The organism is Corynebacterium hylobatis (assembly GCF_003955685.1).
Taxonomy (GTDB): Bacteria; Actinomycetota; Actinomycetes; order Mycobacteriales; family Mycobacteriaceae; genus Corynebacterium; species Corynebacterium hylobatis.
Genome location: NZ_RXHJ01000011.1, coordinates 21,270 through 37,095, shown reverse-complemented (window position 1 = coordinate 37,095; position 15,826 = coordinate 21,270). Strand labels below are relative to the sequence as shown.

General features: G+C 68.7%; 17 protein-coding genes. 4 read left to right on the top strand and 13 right to left on the bottom strand.

Features of this window, described 5'->3' with window-relative positions; all coding sequences use genetic code 11:
• Positions 1–79: 79 nt before the first annotated feature.
• Complete coding sequence (locus EAH68_RS09465; protein ID WP_164546460.1) at positions 80–1,390, top strand: amidohydrolase family protein; 1,311 nt, start codon at positions 80–82, stop codon at positions 1,388–1,390.
• Positions 1,387–1,839, top strand: coding sequence for a DUF3995 domain-containing protein (locus EAH68_RS09460; RefSeq protein WP_126121089.1), 453 nt, complete (start codon positions 1,387–1,389; stop codon positions 1,837–1,839). Before EAH68_RS09465 ends, EAH68_RS09460 begins: the two co-directional genes overlap by 4 nt.
• 94 nt (positions 1,840–1,933) lie before the next feature.
• On the opposite strand, the gene EAH68_RS09455 is transcribed toward EAH68_RS09460, so the two are convergent.
• Together EAH68_RS09455 and EAH68_RS09450 are read right to left on the bottom strand one after the other, a co-directional pair.
• Complete coding sequence (locus EAH68_RS09455) at positions 1,934–2,206, bottom strand: HAD family hydrolase (RefSeq protein WP_241228397.1); 273 nt, start codon at positions 2,204–2,206, stop codon at positions 1,934–1,936.
• Positions 2,203–2,754, bottom strand: coding sequence for a VOC family protein (locus tag EAH68_RS09450; protein WP_126121088.1), 552 nt, complete (start codon positions 2,752–2,754; stop codon positions 2,203–2,205). Before EAH68_RS09450 ends, EAH68_RS09455 begins: the two co-directional genes overlap by 4 nt.
• A gap of 178 nt (positions 2,755–2,932) precedes the next feature.
• Here EAH68_RS09450 and EAH68_RS09445 point away from each other — a divergent pair, with 178 nt between their 5' ends.
• Complete coding sequence (locus tag EAH68_RS09445) at positions 2,933–3,730, top strand: DeoR/GlpR family DNA-binding transcription regulator (RefSeq protein ID WP_164546459.1); 798 nt, start codon at positions 2,933–2,935, stop codon at positions 3,728–3,730.
• Here EAH68_RS09445 and EAH68_RS09440 read toward each other — a convergent pair.
• From EAH68_RS09440 to EAH68_RS09405, 8 genes are all read right to left on the bottom strand, one after another.
• Positions 3,727–5,373: a ComEC/Rec2 family competence protein gene (locus EAH68_RS09440; RefSeq protein ID WP_126121087.1), complete on the bottom strand. Its 1,647-nt coding sequence runs from the start codon at positions 5,371–5,373 to the stop codon at positions 3,727–3,729. The two genes, EAH68_RS09445 and EAH68_RS09440, sit on opposite strands and share 4 nt — an antisense overlap.
• Before the next feature lie 10 nt (positions 5,374–5,383).
• A complete protein-coding gene (locus EAH68_RS09435; RefSeq protein WP_126121086.1) occupies positions 5,384–6,046 on the bottom strand; it encodes a helix-hairpin-helix domain-containing protein in 663 nt (220 codons plus the stop codon).
• Positions 6,047–6,121: 75 nt separating this feature from the next.
• On the bottom strand, positions 6,122–6,940 hold the full coding sequence (locus EAH68_RS09430; protein WP_126121085.1) for a DegV family protein: 819 nt from the start codon (positions 6,938–6,940) through the stop codon (positions 6,122–6,124).
• Positions 6,941–7,663 carry a histidine phosphatase family protein gene (locus EAH68_RS09425; protein ID WP_126121084.1) on the bottom strand — a complete coding sequence of 241 codons (723 nt, stop codon included), beginning with the start codon at positions 7,661–7,663 and terminating at the stop codon, positions 6,941–6,943.
• A 4-nt stretch (positions 7,664–7,667) separates the two neighbouring features.
• Positions 7,668–8,144, bottom strand: coding sequence for a ribosome silencing factor (gene rsfS / locus EAH68_RS09420; protein WP_126121083.1), 477 nt, complete (start codon positions 8,142–8,144; stop codon positions 7,668–7,670).
• 108 nt (positions 8,145–8,252) lie between these two features.
• Positions 8,253–8,855 carry a nicotinate-nucleotide adenylyltransferase gene (gene nadD, locus EAH68_RS09415; protein ID WP_126121082.1) on the bottom strand — a complete coding sequence of 201 codons (603 nt, stop codon included), beginning with the start codon at positions 8,853–8,855 and terminating at the stop codon, positions 8,253–8,255.
• On the bottom strand, positions 8,852–9,733 hold the full coding sequence (locus EAH68_RS09410; protein WP_126121081.1) for a hypothetical protein: 882 nt from the start codon (positions 9,731–9,733) through the stop codon (positions 8,852–8,854). Before EAH68_RS09410 ends, nadD begins: the two co-directional genes overlap by 4 nt.
• 62 nt (positions 9,734–9,795) lie before the next feature.
• Positions 9,796–11,073, bottom strand: a complete 1,278-nt coding sequence (locus EAH68_RS09405; protein WP_126121080.1) for a glutamate-5-semialdehyde dehydrogenase — start codon at positions 11,071–11,073, stop codon at positions 9,796–9,798.
• 119 nt (positions 11,074–11,192) lie between these two features.
• Between EAH68_RS09405 and EAH68_RS09400 the strand changes: the two genes are divergently transcribed.
• Positions 11,193–12,623 carry an HNH endonuclease signature motif containing protein gene (locus tag EAH68_RS09400; protein ID WP_126121079.1) on the top strand — a complete coding sequence of 477 codons (1,431 nt, stop codon included), beginning with the start codon at positions 11,193–11,195 and terminating at the stop codon, positions 12,621–12,623.
• Positions 12,624–12,643: 20 nt separating this feature from the next.
• Here the strand turns inward: EAH68_RS09400 and EAH68_RS09395 are convergent, their stop codons facing one another.
• The 3 genes from EAH68_RS09395 to proB are packed head-to-tail and all read right to left on the bottom strand — an operon-like array spanning position 12,644 to position 15,671.
• Positions 12,644–13,564, bottom strand: a complete 921-nt coding sequence (locus EAH68_RS09395) for a D-isomer specific 2-hydroxyacid dehydrogenase family protein (RefSeq protein WP_126121078.1) — start codon at positions 13,562–13,564, stop codon at positions 12,644–12,646.
• Between the two features lie 60 nt (positions 13,565–13,624).
• On the bottom strand, positions 13,625–14,539 hold the full coding sequence (locus EAH68_RS09390) for a D-isomer specific 2-hydroxyacid dehydrogenase family protein (protein WP_126121077.1): 915 nt from the start codon (positions 14,537–14,539) through the stop codon (positions 13,625–13,627).
• Between the two features lie 31 nt (positions 14,540–14,570).
• Positions 14,571–15,671 carry a glutamate 5-kinase gene (proB, locus tag EAH68_RS09385; RefSeq protein WP_126121167.1) on the bottom strand — a complete coding sequence of 367 codons (1,101 nt, stop codon included), beginning with the start codon at positions 15,669–15,671 and terminating at the stop codon, positions 14,571–14,573.
• Positions 15,672–15,826 lie beyond the last annotated feature (155 nt).

The window sequence follows — 15,826 nt, the reverse complement described above, 5'->3', positions numbered from 1 at the left end:
GGAACGCCAATGTCCCAGAATGGTACAGCGGTTTACCATGGAGGAACACGCTGCTTCCAAAGAAGGGCATATTTCCGCAATGGGAAAGAAAATCTTCTTCCGCACCGTCCTGGTTGCCCTCGGCCTCATCGTCGCGCTCGTCGCGGCATTCCTCATCTGGTACGAGACGACCAGCTACCGCCCCGGGGACACTGACCCCTCCCCCATCCTCCTCAGCGGCGCTACGGTACTCACGGGTCCGGAGCTCACCCCGACCCGGAACATCGACATCCTGGTCGAGGACGGGCGCATCACCGGCGTCGGCCCTGACCTCGTCGGTGATGCACCCGCAGACGTCGAGATCCGCGACCTCTCAGGCATGACCCTGCTGCCGGGGCTGATCGACCTGCACGTCCACCTCGGCCGAGAAATAGAAAGCGGCGCGGACCCGTTCGGTGCACTGGACATGCCGGGACTGATCGCCCACTACTCCCGCTACCTGCCCGAGGCACGCCGTGACCTGCTTGCCGCCGGGGTCACCACCGTTCGCGATCTGGGTAACGAGACGCCCTTCATCTTCGAGCTGCGCGACGGCATTGCCGACGGCTCGCTTGAGGGGCCGCGGGTGTTCGCCGCCGGAACGCTGTTCACCACCGCCGGCGGCCACCCCGTCCAGACCATCTTCGGCGGTGACCTCGAGGCCTCGCCGTCCCTGACGCCGGACACTCCAGAACAGGCGCGTCAGGAGGTGCGCCGCCTGGTCGAGGACGGTGCAGACCTGATCAAGGTCATCCAGGAACGCGGTATCGAGAATCAGCCCCTCGACCCGATCCCGGTGGACGTCCTGACCGCCATCGTCGAAGAAACGCATGCCCTGGGGCTGCCCGTCGTCGCGCACTGGGGCCGCCTGGACGATCTCAGTGAGGTCCGCGCCGCAGGCGTCGATGAGCTGGTGCACCTGGAGTCCCGCGACCTGATGGACGGCTGGCCACCGGAACTGCTGGCGGAGGTGGTCGACAGTGGCATCCCGGTGACCCCGTCGATGATCGTCGCGGCGGAGAATGGTCCGCCCGAACTCAGGGGGCAGATGATCCGGCAGTCCACGGAGTTCCATGATGCCGGCGGGACGCTCCTGGCCGGCAGCGACGCAGGGATGCCCGGCGTCGGCTTCGGCACCGGGCTGCAGCGTGAGCTGGCCCTGCTGGTTGAGGCCGGGCTCAGCCCCACCGAGGCGCTCCAGGTCGCAACCTCCGCGGCGGCCCGCCAGCTGGGGAGGCCTGAGCTCGGCGAGATTCGCGAAGGTGCGATCGCCGATCTGGTGGCCGTCGAGGGCAGCCCGCACGAGGAAATCACCGAGATCGCGGAGGTCCGGCTGGTGCTTCGCGACGGCCGCGTGGTCTTCACCGGGTGACATCCCACCCAGCCTTCCTCGTGGCCGCCGTTGCCGGACTCCTCCACGGTGCTGCCAGCATCTACTGGGGCCTGGGCGGGACGTGGCTGCTGGAGACCGTCGGCGAGCAGGTCACCGATCAATTCGAGGGTCTGGGATGTCTGGGATGGGCCATAGTCACCGTCGGTGCAGTCAGGATAGCCTTCGCGTTGAGTCCTCTGCTCTTCGACGACCGCTGGTGGCGGATCCTCCACTGGCTCGGGGCGACGGCACTGATGCTCTGGGGTGGGGCGAATACGCTGGTGATCAACCTGGTCCTGGCCGGTGTCCTGCCCCACGGCGATGATTACGACCACGCGGCAATGACCGGCCACGGCTGGTTGTGGGACCCGTTGTTCCTGCTGTGGGGAGTGGCACTGGCCGTGGGACTGTCAGCGACCCGCCGTGGACGGAATCCTCACCGGTTGTAGTCGAGAAACTTCCCGTCCAGAGTGATCACGGGGCCACGCACCTGGCAGCCGACAAGCTCGACCTGGTGTCGGCGACGCCTCCAGAACCCACCGGTCAGAGCAGGCGGCGGAGGGTTTCCGCCACCGAATCGATGACCTCGTCGGTCGCAGCGTACACCTCCTCCGGCGACCACGGGAAGGAGTAGGAGCGATCCGCGATGGCGTGCATGGGCAGGTCGTTCCAGGAATCGCCGAAGGTGTGAATCTCCACCTCCGAACGGTCCACACCCAGGTGCCCCGCCCCCTGCCAGGCCCGGATGGCCTCAGCGGTGAACTGTGCGATGCCGTCCGGGAAGAGGATGGTTCCGTCGAAGGCGGCCAGTCTCACGGGATCAGCTTATCGACGTCAAGCACAGAGCCCGTCACCTGCAGTCCGGTGCGTTGGAACCAGTCAACGAACTGCTCCCAGGGAGGTTTGGGTCTCTCCGCTGACGGTTCGGGGGTCGGGTCAAGGAGGCTGCGGCAGCGGGCTGCCGCGCTGAAACGGTGGGTGGTTCCGGCAATGACCCGGGCCCGGCCTGCGGGGAGTTCGGTCGTCCGGACGAGGATGTCCACGGTGTTGCCTGCCGGGTCAAGGACCGCGCCGTCGCTGGCGGTGTGTCCCTCGGCCGCCAGGTGGGCCAGGATCTGCTCGCGGGTCCCGATATCGGGGACGGTGAGGCTGATGCGGACGGAGCTGCCGCGGGTGGGGTCCGGGGTGGCTGCGAAGGCGAGGTGCCCGCCCGAGGGGAAACGCAGGACGGTGACCTCCGGGGCTGCGCCACCCTGCGGTTCAGCGGCGAAGAAAAGCCGGTAGAACTGGGTCATCTTCTCGGTGTCGGGCACCTGCAGCACGGTCAGCCCCACTGCGGTGGCCCCGGTCCTGGCGGTCATCATCGCCGCATCCTACTTATTGTCCCTGGTTGATGCCCCGCAGTGTAGAAGATCATTCGATCACATGAAATGATCATTTGGATCAGGAAAAGAACCTCCCCAAAGATCTGGGCTTTTCCGTTCCGAGCAGGCCGAATTCCCAGTTCATCCCGGTCAGCAGACTCTTGACAGGCTCCCGGAAATGACTGATCCTGTCCACATGGAACGCGAGCAACGCCACAAAGTGATCATGCGGACCGTCGACCGTCCCGGCATCACCCGGATCGACGCCCTCACCGAACTGACCGGCGTCTCCGCGGTGACCATCCGCCGCGACCTCGCCGAGCTGGAACAGGCCGGCTTCCTGGTCCGTACCCACGGCGGGGCCCGGCGGGTGATGAAGCGGGGCACACCCCAACCCTTCGCCGTGCGCCGGGCGGAGGACCGGGCGGCGAAACAGGCGCTCGCCGTCGCAGCCGCCGAACTGGTCGCCGACGACGAGTCCGTGATCATCGACAACGGCACCACCTGCCAGGCGGTGGCCGCCCGGCTGGCCGGACGCCCCATCACCGCGATGTGCCTGTCCCTGCATTCCGCGATGGAACTCGGTGGCCGGGCCGGCGCCACCGTCCTCATCCCCGGCGGCCCCGTGGAGACCGACACCCTCGCGCTGACGGGTTCCGGGGTGGTCTCCGCGCTGCGCGACATCGCCGTGGATGCCGTGATCCTGGGTTCCTGCTCCATCTCCCTGACCCACGGGCTGGCGACCACCACCTGGGAGGACGCCGAGAATAAACGAGCCGCCATCACCGCTGCCACCCGCCGGATCCTCGTGGCCACCCCCCGCAAGCTCAACCACGTGTCCACCTTCCGGTTCGCGGACATCGGGGATCTCCACCAGCTGGTCACCACCTCGGATGCACCCCGGGAGATCCTCACCGCCGTCCGCGACATGGGCGTCCAGGTCATCACCGTCCCCGCCCCCGCAGGCAAGGGCTAGAACCTGCCGTCGCGGGCGTGCTGGGTGCCGTCCACATGCAGGGTCACCTCCCCGTCGCGGTACGGGAACAGCACCGGCACGCCCTCGCGGGTGACGGTCGGCCGGTTGGCGGGGCGCCCGGTCGGATCCTGCACGATGACCACCTGGGTGCCGGGTGGGGCACGGTCCACCTGCCCCGCCTCCTCCACCACATGCACCTGCAGGCTGTCCACCGGCACCTCCTCCGGCGGGAGACCGACACCGTCGCGCACGCTGAACACCCACCACCCGAGCACCAGCAGCAGGGTTTTCCAGGTATGTCCGCCCACCAGGCCGGCGATGATCCAGCCGTAGGCGATGAGCACCCACACCGGTTCGGCGGGCACCGTGGCCAACGGCAGCCCGGCACACCAGGCGGCCACCGTGTGGATCCACCACGTGCACGGCTCGAGCAGCTTCAGCGGCAGCCAGGCCAGCGGACCAGGCAGCAGCGAGAGCCCGGCGGCGATGAGCCCCAGCACCGTCACCGGCGCGACCGCGGGGGCGACCAGCACGTTGGCCAGCACAGAGACCACCGAGACCTCCCCGGCCATGAGCGCGATGATCGGCATGGTGACAATATCCGCGCTGACGGCCACCGCCAGGGCACGGACGAGGATGTCGGGCAGTCGGGTACGCGCCAGGGGCCGGTAGAGCAGCGGATGCAGGGTGATGATCCCGGCGGTCGCCGCCACGGACAACGCGAACCCGTAGGCCACCGCCAAGTCCGGCTCCCACAGGATCAACCCTGCCACCGCCAGGCACAGGCCATGCACCGGTTCCATCCGCGTTGAGCCCAGCACCGCGAGCAGACCCACCAACCCCGTCACTGACGCCCGCAGCACGGAGGGCTCCGTGCCCACCAGCCCGACGAAGCCGAGCAGCGCCCCGGTCGCCGCCGCCACCTGCACCCGCGGGCCGAGGGTGAGCAGACGGCAGACGAGCACCGCCGCCGTGGTCACAATTGCCACATTCGCCCCGCTGACCGCGGACAGGTGCGACAGCCCGGTGTCGAGGTAGAACTGCCGCTCCACCGCGGTTTGGGCGGAGACGTCACCGAGCACCATGCCCGGCACCAGACCACGGGAGGACTCTCCCACCGCCTGTTCCACCGCCGCGCCCAGGGACCGCCGGACGATGGCTGCCACCAGGTCCATGCCCTGCGGCCCGCGGAGCTCGTGGACCTGCCCGGTGCCCACCAGCATGCCGAGCCCGGGTCTGCCCGCCGGGGACCAGTCGCCCTCCACGAGGACCTGCGTCCCGGCGGGGAACGCGGCCTCCTCCTGGTCGGTGAAGACGGGCAGGGGTGTGGGGTGGCCGGGAGCGTCGACACGCACGAGGTGGCCGCCCGAGTCCAGCCGCACCGGGGCAGCGGAGACGGTGCCCGTCAGCTGGGCCGGGGGATCCCATGCTGCGGCGAGCCGCTGGCGCCACAAGGTCAACGCTCCGGCCACCACACCCAGTACGCCGGTGAGCAGGACCTGGCCCGCCTGCCGGAACCATGCGAGCAGCAGGCAGCCGGCCGCGAGCACGAGCCCAGCCAACACCACAGGTCCCTCCAGCAGCAGGATGAGCGTCACCGCCCACACCGCCACGGCGCCGGGGACCAGGCGCAGCTCACTCACGGCCGCGCCCTCACAGAGTCACCGATTCACGCAGGGACTCGAATTTGGCGGGACCGATGCCCTTGACCTCGAGAAGCTGCTCGACGCTGCCGAAACCACCGGTGGCCTCCCGGTGGGCGACGATCGCCGCCGCGGTGGCCGGCCCCACCCCGGGCAGGGCGGTCAGCTCCGTCACCGAGGCCGAATTGAGCGAGACCCCGCCCCCACCACCCGAGGTCCCCTCCGGTACAGCCCCCGCTTCCCCGACCGCCGGCACCACCAGCTGCTGGCCGTCACTGAGGCGCTGGGCCAGATTCAGGGCGAGCAGATCAGCCTCGGGCAGAGGTTGGGCGTGGTGGAGGGCGTCGTCGACGCGCGCACCGGGGGCAAGGGTGGTCAACCCGGGCTGCGCCACCGCCCCGACCACGGAGATGACCAGCTCCCCGCCGTCCTCCTCCGCCGCAGCCGGGACCGCGGCACCCACAACAGGAAATTCCGTCTCCGCGCTCCCGGCGGACTCTGCTCCCCCGGAGTTGAGCACCATGATGCCCGCGGCGAGCAGCATCACCGCCAGGGCCGCGAATGCGGCGTGCCGGAGGGTGAGGTGGAGGCGCGGGGTGGGGTAGGTGACGTCGAGAAGCTCCTCCTCGCCGGTGGGGCGGGTGAGGTCCTGCAGGCGGTTCAGCGGGCTCATGGCCCTCAAGCTAGAGGCCCGCCGCAGCCCCCGGAAGCCTCAGCGGCCGAACCTGTGGACAAATTTGTCCACGTGTCACTGAACTGGGGACAGATCCTCCGGATGCGACATGAACACCGCCGACACCCCCACGGCGCCGGCCCCGGTGTGCACCGCGAGGGTGGTCTCCATCGGTAGGGCCATGATGCTCGACCCCTCGGCGAGGACCTCCCCCAGCATGTCCTCCAGGTGGGCGGCAGCCTCGGCGGCGTCGTTGTGCTGGATCGCCACGAACACTGGTCGTCCCCCGGCGCGTTCGATGACCAGCTCCACCAGGCGGGTGAAGGCCTTCGCCTGGGTGCGGGTCTTACCCACCAGCTCCAGACGGCCCTCCTTCACCTGCATGATCGGCTTCGTGGCCAGCAACGTCGCCGACAGTGCCGTCGTGGTGGAGATGCGTCCTGACCTCCGGATGTCCTCGATGCCGTGGAGGTAGACCCAGGTGGCGGAACGGCTGAGGGTGTCCTCGGCGATCTCCTGGCAGGTGTCCAGATCAGCCCCCTCGGAGGCGAGTTTCGCGGCCGTCATCGCGGCGGCCCCCACCGCCATACCCACCGAACCGGTCTCCACGACCCGGACCATCTCGTCCGGGAACACGGCCGCCGCCTGGACCGCCGCCGACCACGTCGAGGACAGCTCCTTGGCAAGGTGCAGCGCCAGCACCCCCTCGTCCCCGCCGCGCTCCAGCTGGCGGGCGTAGGCCGCGACCAGTTCCAGGGAGGACAGGCCCGCCGTGGAGGAGTCGTCGTGGCCGTCCTCGGACATGAGGTGCAGGTCGATGACGGTGATGCCGAGCTCCTCGACCACCTCGGGCGGCAGACCGGCGGAGGAATCAGTGACGATGCGTACCGGCATTTATCCCATGTTCCATCCGTCGAGGTACCACTGGGCATCCCTGATCGTTGCCGGAGTGAAATCCGGGGCGCTGGTGGGCGCGGCACCGCCGTTTCCTGATTCGACCCCGTGGGAGACGTCGTCAAGCGCATCCCCGCTGCCCGGCACATAGCGCGGGCGGGCGGTGAGCTGGGAGCGGCGCGTGTTCTTCAGGCCCGAGAGCATCGGGTACATCCCGACATCCAGGCCCAGCAGGCTGGAGGTCAGCGCAGAGATGGTGCCGCCGTGGGCGACGATGAGCACCGAGTTGCCCTCCCAGGCATCGTAGGTGGCCATCAGTTCCTCAACCACGGGGCGGGCCCGGCGCGCCACATCCACCCGGGATTCCCCGCCCGGCGGGGCCCAGGTGGCGTCATGGCGCCACGCGGCGCGCGCACCGGGCAGTTCCGCATCCACGTCCATCGCCGTCTTCGACTGCCACTCCCCCAGGTGGGTCTCCCGCAACCGCGGATCGGTGTCCACGCCGAGGCCGAGGACCTCCGCGATGATCGTCGCGGTGTCGTGGGCGCGCGTGAGATCCGAGGAGATGATGCGGGTGATGCCCTCGTCGAGCAGCTGCTGGCCGGCAGCGGCCGCCTGTTCCCGGCCCACGGCGGACAGCTGGGTATCCAGCTGCCCCTGCATGCGGCGGGTCGCGTTGTAATCGGTCTGACCGTGGCGGATCAGGATCAGGCGGCGGGTCATGATGTCAGTACTCCTCGTCCATCTCCCGCGGCTCCTCCGCGGCGAGAGGGATCTCGTCGATGGAGGCCACCTGGCGGGTGTCCACATCATCCTCGGTCCAGGTGCCGGGACGCTCGGGCGGGTCGATGCCCTCGACCTCGATGAGCGGGCAGTCCCGGTAGAGACGGTCCAGGCCGTAGAACTCGCGCTCCACGTCACGCTGGATGTGGACGACCACCCCGCCGTAGTCCAGCAGTACCCAGCGGTTCTCCCGGATGCCCTCACGGCGGATGGGCTCGGCGCCGGCGGCGGTGAGCTCGTCCTCGACCTCCTGGACGATGGCCGCGACCTGTCGCTCGTTGTCCGCGGAGGCCAGGACGAAGGCGTCGCTGATGGCCAGCACGTCGGAGACGTCGATCACCGCGATGTTGCGTCCCAGCTTCTCGTCGGCGGCCAGGGCTGCGATGGTGGCCAGGCGGCGGGATTCGTCAGAAACAGTCACACGGGGTCCTTTATTGTTCAGGTAGGGCAGGTAGGGCTTGAAAACTCCCTCGAGTTTCCCACGGCGGACGGGGTTTCTCCTACTCGCGCACCGTGTGTCGCCCTGAGTCTACGCGGGGTCCTGCCTGTAGAGGTCGTTCTTGGCGATGTACTGGACCACGCCCTCCGGCACCAGGTACCAGACCGGACGCCCTGCCGCGGCGCGCGCCCGGCAGTCGGTCGAGGAGATCGCCATCGCCGGCACATCGATGAGGTGGACGCGCTCCTGGTGCAGCTCCGGCAGCATCTCCTCGGTGAGTTCATAGCCGGGGCGGGTCACGCCGACGAACTCCGCGAGGTCGAACATCTGGTCCCAGTCCCGCCATGTGACGATCGAGGCCAGCGCGTCCGCACCCGTGATGAAGAAGAACTCCGCGCCCGGGTGCTGCGCCCGCAGGTCCGTGAGGGTGTCCACGGTGTAGGTGTCCCCACCCCGGTCGATGTCGACGCGGCTGACCCGGAACCGCGGGTTCGCGGCCGTGGCGATCACCGTCATGAGGTAGCGGTCCTCCGCTGGCGCGACCTTCCGCGCCGCCTTCTGCCACGGCTGCCCGGTGGGCACGAAGATCACCGTGTCCAGGTCGAAACGGTCCGCCACCTCACTCGCCGCGACGAGGTGCCCGTGGTGGATCGGATCGAAGGTGCCACCCATGACACCGATGCGCTCAGTCATGCCTGCGGATTGTATCCGGTGATCCAGCCCGCGAACCGGTCCGCCACCTCCCCGTCGCCCTCGCGCTGCTGCCCGTCGACCGCACCGAAGTACTCGTCGTGCACCCCGCCGCCGTTTGCCAGCGCCGTCTGCCCCGTGCTGGAGTTCAGGTTACAGGCGAAGTCACCGTCGATGCAGTAACTGAGGCTGTCGCTTCTCGACGGCCCCGCGCCCACCACCGGATGCAGGGGGTTACCGAGGTAGAGTGAGGCGATCAGCTGGCCGCGCTCCTTCAGCCACGGCTCCTGCGGGATGAGCACCACCGCCCCCTGGGAGAAGCCGATGAGGATGTAACCCGGGCTGCAGCCGGTGCGTGTCTCCCAGGCGTCGACGTAACCCATCGTGCCGGTGATGCCGGATTCCAGGCCGCCGAGCAGCCCGCCGACCGCATCCTGCGCGATCACGTGCGCCGGGGTCTGCCGCAGGATCTCCCCCACCCGGCTGCCGGCCTGACTCATGTCCAGGTTCTCCCCGCGCTCCGCGAGAGCAGGCACGGGCAGGCGCGCCGGGTAAACGCTGTCATCCAGGCCGATGACCTGCACGTCCGCCAGCAGCGAGGTACCGGCCTGCTCCCTGTGGCGGGCCTCCGCATAGTGCAGGAAAGCGCGGATGTTCTCCGCCTCGTAGCCGTTGGACACCCAGGGCGAATCCGGACTATAGGAGGTCGGCTCGAGGTGGTCGTTCTGCTCGCTGCCACGGGCCGCAAGGACCACGATCTCCGGGCAGACCTGTGCTGTACCGGGTTGCCCCGGCTGTGCGGTACCGGCAGTGGCCGGCACCGTGGACAATCCCAGCACCACTACCGTGGCCGCGACGAGGCCACCCCTGAGCTTCTTCATTTTCCGCCTCTCATCACCTGTTCAGGCAATGATAAGCCGGAGGCGGGCCCAACGCAGTGTTCCTACGGGCGAGTCTGGCCGGTACCCTGCAGGATCCACTTGGTGGAGGTCAGCTCGGGCAGTGCCATGGGGCCGCGGGCGTGGAGCTTCTGGGTGGAGATGCCGATCTCCGCGCCCATGCCGTACTGCTCGCCGTCGGTGAAGGCGGTGGAGGCGTTGACCATCACGGCGGCGGCGTCGACCTCATCAGCGAAGCGCTGCGCGGTGACGATGTTGTTGCTGGCGATGCCCTCGGTGTGGCCGGAGGACCAGCGGGTGATGTGGGCGATGGCCCCACCCACACCGTCGACGACCCTGGCGGCGATGTCCATGGTCAGGTACTCCTCGCCCCAGTCGGTGTCGTCGGCCTGGACGATGTCGGCGGCGCCGAAGGCCTCGAGCTCCGCCACGTCACCGTGGACGGTGACCCCGGCCTCCTGCAGCCCGCGGACGACGGCGAGTTTGTCGGCGTCCGGGAGGCCGGCATCAATGAGCGCGGTCTCGGTGGCGTTACACACCGAACAGCGGCGGACCTTGCCGTTGATGAGCATGGCGATGCCCTGCTCCAGGTCGGCGTCACGGTCGATGTAGAAGTGGCAGTTGCCGGAGCCGGTCTCGATGGCCGGGACGGTCGCGTTGGTCACCACCGTCTCGATCAGGCGGGCGCCGCCGCGCGGGATGACCACGTCGACCAGTCCGCGGGCGGTGATGAGGTCCTGGACCGAATCATGGGACTCGCAGGGCAGGAGCTGGACGATCTCGCGGGGCAGGTCGAAATTAGCGAGCACGCCCTGCAGAATCTCCACCAGTTTCGCGTTGGAGTTGCGGGCGGTGCGCGAGCCGCGCAGCAGCGGCACGTTGCCGGATTTCAGGGCCAGTCCGAAGGCATCGACGGTGACGTTGGGACGCGCCTCATAGACCATGCCCATCACGCCGAGGGGGACGCGCACCTTACGCATCTGGATGCCGTTGGGCATCACGCCGCCGGTGAGCACCTCGCCCACCGGATCCTTGAGGCCGGCAACCTGACGCAGGCCACCGGCGATGCCCTCGATGCGGGTGGCGTCGAGGCTGAGACGGTCGATGAGGGCCTCGGTCAGACCTTCCGCGCGACCGGAGTCGATGTCCTGCTGGTTGGCGGCGATGATGTCGTCGGTTTTTGCGATGAGCTCGGCGGCGGCGGCGAGCAGGATCTCATTCTTCCGCGAGGTCGGCAGCTGGGCCAGAACCGGGGCGACGGCCTTGGCTGCGCGGGCCTTGGTCAGTACTTCTTCACGTTCAGTGGCACGGCTATCAGTCATGCCACCCCATCTTACATAGCTTCCCGACACCGACCCCGCCCTTAGCAAGCATGTTCGCCGAAAGTCTTGACGGTGCTGCAGGGTGCGGTTAATGTAGAACATGTGAACGAGGGGGTGTCATGATGGTGAAGCAACAGGTCGAACAGGCCGTCGCGCAGATCGAGGCCGGTCTGGCCACACTCTCCCAGGTGATGGCTGATCCCGCGGTCATCCCCTTCGACGAGGTCGCCGACTCCTTCGGGAAGCTGGAGTCCGCCGTCAACAGCAAGGCCCACCTGGACGCGGCCTTCGCCTGGCTGGCGGAACGTGCCGGGGCCGGACGCCTGGTCGGCTCCGTCAGCGCGCTGGAGTACCTGACCCGCACCCTGGGATTGTCCCGTCGCGAGGCGATCGCCCGGTTGAAGACCGGCCACAACCTGTTCAGCCCGCCTCCCCCGCCGCCTGAACCCGAACCCGGTGAGTCCGAAGAGGAGCGCCACGTACGGGAGGAAGCGAACCGAGCCCGCGCCGAGCGCGAACGCCGGGTGCAGGAGGAGGCCCGCCGCAAGGCCGAGGAGCAGTCCGCCGAGATGCTCCGCATCATCGACCGGGAGCTCGCCGACCTCGACGAGCAGGCGAAACCCGGCCGGACAGAACTCTACAACCGGGCACTGTCGGAGGCCGCCCGCCGTACACCGGAGGACCTGCGCACCTGGCTGCGCCGCCAGGTGAAGCTGGCCAACGCCGCCGGGGCACCTGATCCGCTCGCCGGCTACCGCCGCCGCTTTCTCCTGATCGGGGAACCCGATGCTGACGGCAGCTGCACTATCCGGGGCAGACTGCCTGCCGCGGATGCCGCCATGCTCAAGGCGGCGCTGGCGCCCGGGGAACGTCCCGGTGCCAACCTCCCCGGTGAGGACGCCGAGGACACCCGCACGCGTGCCCAGCGGCGCGTGGACCAGCTGGCGGTCATCCTGAAGCGGCACCTGGCCTCGCAGCAGGCCGCCTCCCGCTACGGGGTGGGCTCCATCCTGCTGTCCTTCACCGCCCAGGACCTCGCGGACCTCTCTCCCGCCTCAGAGTTCAGCACCAACACCGGCGACCGACTCAACATGGTCGATCTTCTCCGGCTGGGGGCCGCGAAATTCGACGTCATGGCGCTGCACGACACTGACGGGCAGCCCCTGGCCCTGGGCCGGGCCAACCGCCTGGCCAGCTTCTTCCAGCGCATCGCCCTCTACGCCGCTCAGGGGGTGTGCGGCTGCCCGGACTGCAGCAGCGCCGCAATCCACAACGACGCCCACCACATCCGGTCCTGGGACACCGGCGGGACCACCGACCTGCACAACCTGACGCTGGTCTGCCCGCTGCACCACGCCGACAACGATGATTCCCGCAGCGGCCACGGCAACCGGAGCTACCTCGACCGCTGTCCCGTCACCGGGCGGGTGGGCAGGCGGGCAGGCCCCCGCCAGCCGCTGCGCTTCAATGACACCCAGGCGGAGGCTGACTCCGCCGGGGCCCGCATCCGGGGGCGTGACCGCCCACCCCCTGAGAAGGATGTCGCCTGATGCCTGATGTCACCTGCGAGTCAGTAGCCCGTCCCCAGGTTGACCTCGTTCGGCATGCGTCCGCCTGCCTCGAAGGCCGTGGCGTTGGCCACCACCAGCCGTCCCATCCTCTCCTGGATGATGCTGAACGTGTTGGCGGTGTGCGGTGTGATGATGCAGTTGGGCATGTCCCACAGGGGATGGCCGTCGGGCAGGGGCTCCGGGTCGGTGACATCCAGTGCGGCGCCTGCGATCTGGCCGGAGCGCAGGGCCTCGACCAGGTCGTCGGTGTGCACCAGGGGGCCGCGGGCGACGTTGACCACGACGGCGGAGGGTTTCATCTGTGCGAAGACATCCCGGTTGACCAGGTGGCGGGTGTCGTCGGTGAGCGGGGCGAGGACGACGAAGATGTCGGCCTTCCCCCACACCTGTGCTGCATCGGCCATGGCGTAGGACTCGTCCGCGCCCACGACCTCGCGGCCGGAGCGGGTGACGGCGATGATGCGGACCCCGAAGACGGAGAGCATGTCGATCAGCTTGGTGGCGATCCTCCCGGCGCCGATGATGGCGACGGTCTTGTTGTCGAAGAGCCACTGCTTCTTATCGTCGATCTCGCGGCGCACGGAGAAGGACTTCGCCAGGGTGACGGTCTTGTGCATGTGCATCTGGGCCAGTAGAAGCCCAATGGTCGATTCCGCGACAGTGTCGTCGTAGAGCCCGGAGGCGCAGGCCCACCGCACACCACCGGGGTGGATGAGGCCGGCGGAGTGGAGGGCGTCAACGCCGGCGAAGGCGGCCTGCACGTAGCGGATATTGTCGGGCAGCGGATCGGGGAATTTGTCCGGCCCGCCGTTGAAGACGAGGAAGTCCGCCTCGTGGACGTCCTCGACCAGTTCATGTCCGGCTGCCTCGATCTCGGCGATGGCGTCCGGCCACTGCTGGGGTTGGAAGGCGAACTTCACGGCGGTCTCCTTGTGATGGCTGCATGGAAGGTGCCACCACGCTACCGGACCCGCCTGCTGTCAGTAGCCCAGTTCAATGTCCACTTCGGTGGGCATCCGTTCGCCTGCCTGGAAAGCGGCGGCGTTGGCCACGATCTGTGGTGCGATCATGCGCTGCGCGATCCGGCCGGTGGCGGCGATGTGCGGGGTGATGGTGCAGTTGGGCAGGCGCCACAGCGGGTGTCCGTCGGGCAGCGGCTCGGGGTCGGTGACGTCCAGCGCCGCCCCCGCGATCTCGCCGGCCTGCAGGGCGTCGACGAGGTCGTCGGTGACGATCAGCTCGCCGCGCCCCACATTGACCACGACCGCGGAACTCTTCATCTGCGCGAACTTCGACGCGTCCACCAGGCCGGCGGTCTCATCGGTCAGAGGCATGGCCAGAATGAAGGCGTCGGCCTGCGACCACACGTGCCCGGCCTCGGATATCGCGTAGGTCTCGTCCGCGCCGCCGACCACCCGGCCGGAACGGTTCACGGCGATGATCTTCACGCCGAAGGGCCGGAGCATGGGGATCAGGGCGTCGGCGATGCCGCCGGCGCCGATGATGGCGACGGTGGCGGCGTCGAAGAGCCAGCCCTGGGCGGCGTCGATGGGGCCGCGGGCGCGGAAGGATCCCGCGAGGGAGGCGGCCTTGACGTGGTGGAGCTGGGCAAGCAGCAACGTCATGGCGATCTCGGCGACGGGTTTGCCGTAGACCCCGGCGGCGTTGGCCCACCGGACCTCACCGGGGCGCATGACGCCGGCGTCGATGAGCCGGTCGACGCCGGAGAACACGAACTGCACGAAGCCGATGTTGGCGGGCAGCGGGTGCGGTAGGCGGCCGCCGGCGTAGATGAGGAACTCTGCCTCGTTCAGGTCGGTGGTGAATTCATGGCCGGCGGCCTCCACCTCGGCGACGACGGTGTCCCAGACACCGGGGTACATGGTGAACTTCAACGGTGATGCGCTCCTGGCTACGCGAGGGTCCTCACAGACGTGAGGCGAAATTGGACAGGTAGTCCGCGTGTACGACGGGGCGGCGCTGACCTTCGGGAAGGTCTTCGGTGTGTTTGCCCAGCATGCTGACGAGGACGTCGGAGTCGTAGGCTACTTCACCGCGGCCGACGACCTGGCCGTCGGGGCCGATGATGTCGACGATCTCCCCCGCCTGGAACTCACCCTCGACGGCGGTGATGCCGACGGCGAGGAGGGAGGTGCCACCGGCGGTGACGGCCTCGACCGCACCGGCATCGAGGCGCAGGGTGCCGCCGATGTCGGCGGCGTAAAGGGCCCAGAACTTCCATGCGGAGAGGCGGTTCTCCTTGGGGTGGAAGACGGTGCCGACGGTGGCGTCGTCAAGTGCAGTTCCGATGTTGTCGGCTGAGGTGAGCAGGACGGGTACGCCGCCGCGGGAGGCGAGTCGGGCGGCGGCAACCTTGGAGGCCATGCCGCCGGTGCCGACGAGCCCGCCGTCACCGGCGATGACGCCCTTGAGGTCGTGGCCGCTGCGTACCTCGGAGATGAAGCGCGCGTCGGGTTCGGCGGGGTTGCGGTCGTAGAGGCCGTCAACGTCGGAGAGCAGCACGAGCGCGTCGGCGCTGATGAGATGGGCGACGATGGCGGAGAGTCGGTCGTTGTCGCCGAAGTGGAATTCTGAGGTGGCGACGGTGTCGTTCTCATTGACGATGGGTACGACGCGCAGCTGGCGGAGGCGGTCGATGGTGCGTTGGGCGTTGTTCGCCCGGTCGCGGCGGCCGGCGTCGGAGGCGGTGAGCAGCACCTGGCCGATGGTGCGGTGGTAGCGGGCGAAGGAGCGGCCCCACTGGTGGGCGAGGTGGACCTGGCCGACGGCGGCGGCGGCCTGCTTGGTGGCCAGGTCTGTGGGGCGCTGGGCGAGGCCGAGGGGGCCCATTCCGGCGGCGACGGCACCGGAGGAGACCACGATGATGTCCGAGTTGTACATCCGGGCCTGGAGTGCGTCGACGATGTGGTTGATCTTGTTGGGGTCGACCGTGAAGTCCTCGTTGGTCAGGGATGAGGAGCCGATTTTGACCACGACTCTCTTGGCGTGGGAGATCCGCTCACGCATCTCTGACTCGTGACCGAAGGCCGGGTTTCCGCCCGGCTCGACGACCGGGGCGGGAAAGTCCACTCCGACGGCTTCGTCGGCGTGGTTCCCGTACGGGGACAGGGGCAGTCCTTGAGGGCGTGTCGTCATGTCTGCCCAGTCTACAGACACTCCCC

Excerpts from the sequence above, each read along its gene's own strand:
- EAH68_RS09465 (WP_164546460.1), top strand. The coding sequence starts at position 80 with ATGGGAAAGAAAATCTTCTTCCGCACCGTCCTGGTTGCCCTCGGCCTC.
- EAH68_RS09450 (WP_126121088.1), bottom strand. The coding sequence starts at position 2,754 with ATGATGACCGCCAGGACCGGGGCCACCGCAGTGGGGCTGACCGTGCTG.
- EAH68_RS09445 (WP_164546459.1), top strand. The coding sequence starts at position 2,933 with ATGACTGATCCTGTCCACATGGAACGCGAGCAACGCCACAAAGTGATC.
- EAH68_RS09435 (WP_126121086.1), bottom strand. The coding sequence starts at position 6,046 with ATGAGCCCGCTGAACCGCCTGCAGGACCTCACCCGCCCCACCGGCGAG.
- EAH68_RS09430 (WP_126121085.1), bottom strand. The coding sequence starts at position 6,940 with ATGCCGGTACGCATCGTCACTGATTCCTCCGCCGGTCTGCCGCCCGAG.
- EAH68_RS09425 (WP_126121084.1), bottom strand. The coding sequence starts at position 7,663 with ATGACCCGCCGCCTGATCCTGATCCGCCACGGTCAGACCGATTACAAC.
- nadD (WP_126121082.1), bottom strand. The coding sequence starts at position 8,855 with ATGACTGAGCGCATCGGTGTCATGGGTGGCACCTTCGATCCGATCCAC.
- EAH68_RS09410 (WP_126121081.1), bottom strand. The coding sequence starts at position 9,733 with ATGAAGAAGCTCAGGGGTGGCCTCGTCGCGGCCACGGTAGTGGTGCTG.
- EAH68_RS09405 (WP_126121080.1), bottom strand. The coding sequence starts at position 11,073 with ATGACTGATAGCCGTGCCACTGAACGTGAAGAAGTACTGACCAAGGCC.
- EAH68_RS09400 (WP_126121079.1), top strand. The coding sequence starts at position 11,193 with ATGATGGTGAAGCAACAGGTCGAACAGGCCGTCGCGCAGATCGAGGCC.
- proB (WP_126121167.1), bottom strand. The coding sequence starts at position 15,671 with ATGCGTGAGCGGATCTCCCACGCCAAGAGAGTCGTGGTCAAAATCGGC.